We start from the raw sequence: 3237 nt of genomic DNA, 5'->3' as shown, positions 1-3237 counted from the left end.
GGTGCCCATGACGATCACGTCGCCTGGCTCCAAGGTCATGCAAGCCGACATCATGGCAATCGTCGGGGCCACATGAAAGACCATGTCGGTGGTGCTGGCCGATTGCATCACCTGGCCATTCAGGCGCGATTCGATGTGCAAGCCCACGCAGCCCGCAGGCAACTCGTCGGCGGTGACCAAACAGGGCCCAAAGCCGCCGGTTTGGTCAAAATTTTTGCCCACTGTCCACTGCGTGGTTTTGCGCTGGTAGTCGCGGAAGGTGGCATCGTTGAAGCAGGCATAGGCAAACACCGAATCCAGAGCCTCGGCCTCGCTCACGTTGCGGGTGGTTTTGCCAATCACCAAGGCCAGTTCGGCTTCGTAATCCAAAGAGGTCGAGATCGGCGGGATCGGGATGGTGCCGCCGTGCGCCAGCAAAGACGATGGGCCACGGAAAAAGATGGTTGGGTAATCGGCCACTTTGTTGCCGCCTTCGGCCGCATGGTCGTGGTAATTGACCCCCAAGCAGATGATTTTGCTGGGCCGTGGCACACAGGGCAGCAGCTTGACTTGGTCCAAGGGCAAGGCCTGCGCACTGGCGGCACGCTGGGCCACGCTGGCCATCAGGCTCGCGTTGCCACAAGCGAGGGCCACAAAATCGTTGATCGATTCGGGCGCTGCGTCCAAGCAGTGGCGCATGTCCACCACGCCCACGTCCAGCAGCACCCCGTAGCGGGTGGCGTTGTCGTGCTGGTAGCTGATGAGTTTCATGGGATTTCCTCAAAAATAAATCGGTGCCTTGGCGTGTTGGCGCGCTCTGGGGCAGACCCGGGCGAGCACCCGAATGTTAATCGATAAAAATTCCATAGATTAAAAATCTCGATTATTTTGAGGTCGCTGGAGACCCGTGAAGACCGCTCTGGGCGACGCTCCAAGCGCGGTGGCAGCGCGGTGGCTGCGGGGGGGCGCGGTGTCTCAGCGTGGTTTTTTGGCAGGGCGGGCGGACTTTTTGCCCTTGTCTGAGGCCTCTTTGCGCACGGCACGCTCGGCATCGGCTTGTTTGCCCTCGGCCAGCCAAACGGCAAACTGCTCGGGGGTTTCCAGCGTCAGGCGGCCCAATGCGGCAGCGCGGAAGTCGTGGATCACCAAGTGCGCGGCCTTGGTGGTGTTGACGCGGCCACCGCTTTGCATCGCGCCGCGCACGCGGCCGATCGCTTCGAGCAAGCTTTCGTCGGTGTGGCCGGGCACATCGTTGATCTTGTAACGCTCGCTCAGGGCCTGTGGGTAGTGCGCGATCAGGTAGTTCAGCAATTCCAGCGCCACCACTTCTTCATCAAACGCGTTCACCCCAATCGCACCGCTGGCGGCCAGGTTGTAGCCACTTTGCTCGACGATGATGCGCGGCCAGAGCACGCCGGGCGTGTCATACAGGTAAAAGTCGTCGGCCAGCGCGATGCGCAGCTCTTGTTTGGTCACGCCCGCTTCGTCGCCGGTTTTGGCGGCGCGCTTGCCTTTGAGGGTGTTGATGAGGGTGGATTTGCCCACGTTGGGAATGCCGCAAATGAGCACGCGCATGGGCTTGACCATGCCGCCCCGGTTGGGCGCGAGCTGCCGGCAGGCATCGATCAGCGCTTTGGACGGCTGCGTCATGCTGGTGTCCAAACCCATAGCGCTCACGCCGGGCAGGGCGTTGTAGTGGGCCAGCCATTGCGTGGTGCGGGCCGGGTCGGCCAGGTCTTGCTTGCTCAGGATCTTGAGCGCTGGCTTGCCCTTGATCAGCTCGGCCAGCATGGGGTTGGCGCTGGAGCCGGGCAGCCGGGCGTCGAGCATTTCGATGACGACGTCAATTTCTTTGATGCGTTCCCCGATCGCCTTGCGCGTGAGGTGCATGTGTCCGGGGAACCATTGAATCGCCATAAATGAAGCCGCTGCTGACCGAAAGGATGAAAGAGGTGATTGTCGGGCAGTTCAGACTCGCTCATACGCAGGGGATCACTGTGCACCGTTCGGCCAAGTTTAGGCAGTCCTTTTCTGAGGCCTCAGCGCGTCTCCATGCCGAGCTGAGGCCTGTGACACTCTTCATTTTCCGGTGAAATTGGCCGCAATGAAGTTGCCTGGCAAGGTGAAGAACATGTAGAGCGTCTCCTTGGACTTGTCTTTGGCTGCGGCGTCCTTGAACGTCACCTTCCATTCCTTGTCCTTTTTGCCATCAACGGCTTCTGTGCTGGCCGGCTTGATGGCGCCCCAGGCGGTGTCGAGTTTGCCGGTTTTGACCAAGTTGTCTTTGCGCTGCTGCGCACAACCGCTCACAGTGGTTTCAGTGGCCGGTTTTTTGCCGTGAAAGTGGCAGCTGTTGCCTGGATCGGCGGACACGGCGGGAGCCCATAAAGCGGTGTACAGGGTCAAGGTTGCTAGGGTGATTTTGGTCATGGTGTGTCCTGATTTGAATGGGTTGAAAAGATATCTTGGGGCGTTATTTCAAGGCGTTCCGGCTGTCGTCCGTGGTGTTTTGAATGTCCATGTCTTCGTGCGCGTGCTGGTGTTCGGCTGTGGGGAAGCGGAAGCTGTCGGGGTGGCTGTCATGCTGGTAGCCGTGCAGCTGCGTGAACAAGAGGTAAATGCCCGCGTAAATCAGGCCCAGGTTGGCTAGGTGGCTGAAACGCTGGAATGAGGGGCGGTGGCGCCACAGCGCCAGCACGGCCACCATCACGCTCAAGGCGGCAATCTGGCCGACTTCCACGCCGACGTTGAAGCTCAAGATGCGCCACAGCATGGCCACCGGATCGTCGCCCAAGGGCAGCTGCTGCAAACGGGTGGACAGGCCAAAGCCGTGCAACAGGCCAAAAACAAACACCGCTTTCAACAGATTGGGCGATGGCATGTTCAGGTGCTTTTGAAAGCCGCCGTTGTTGTCAAAGCCTTTGTAAATGACGCTCAGGGCAATGATGGCGTCGACCAAATAGAAGTTCCAGGTGATCTTGAAATAGGTCGCGAAGATCAGCGTGATGCAGTGGCCGAGGGTGAACACCGTGACGAACTTGGCCACTTCTTTGAAGGTGGTCAAAAAGAAGACGACACCGAACAGAAAGAGCAGGTGGTCATAACCCGTGAGCATGTGGCTGGCCCCCAGACCCACGTATTGGAGGTAACCGCCATCGAGCATGCGTTGGCGGTCTTCGTCAGATATGCCATGTGCCCATGCCATGGCGGGCATAGCGCACAGCAGCAAGGCCATGAGGGGGCGTGAAAAAATGGTTT

4 protein-coding genes are annotated in these 3237 nt (G+C 59.4%); all 4 read right to left on the bottom strand.

The window, feature by feature from the left end; genetic code table 11:
• The coding region (locus tag Q0341_RS06525; RefSeq protein ID WP_299511335.1) for a fumarylacetoacetate hydrolase family protein at nucleotides 1-750 on the bottom strand (750 nt) is incomplete at its 3' end.
• A 204-nt stretch (nucleotides 751-954) separates the two neighbouring features.
• Nucleotides 955-1896, bottom strand: a complete 942-nt coding sequence (gene ylqF, locus Q0341_RS06520; RefSeq protein WP_299511334.1) for a ribosome biogenesis GTPase YlqF — start codon at nucleotides 1894-1896, stop codon at nucleotides 955-957.
• A 162-nt stretch (nucleotides 1897-2058) separates the two neighbouring features.
• Nucleotides 2059-2409: a DUF6488 family protein gene (locus Q0341_RS06515; protein WP_299511333.1), complete on the bottom strand. Its 351-nt coding sequence runs from the start codon at nucleotides 2407-2409 to the stop codon at nucleotides 2059-2061.
• A 43-nt stretch (nucleotides 2410-2452) separates the two neighbouring features.
• Complete coding sequence (locus Q0341_RS06510) at nucleotides 2453-3232, bottom strand: HupE/UreJ family protein (protein WP_299511336.1); 780 nt, start codon at nucleotides 3230-3232, stop codon at nucleotides 2453-2455.
• Nucleotides 3233-3237: the final 5 nt, after the last annotated feature.

It is taken from the genome of uncultured Limnohabitans sp., from assembly GCF_937889215.1.
GTDB lineage: Bacteria > Pseudomonadota > Gammaproteobacteria > Burkholderiales > Burkholderiaceae_C > Limnohabitans_A.
This window is presented reverse-complemented; position numbering and strand designations above follow the sequence as displayed.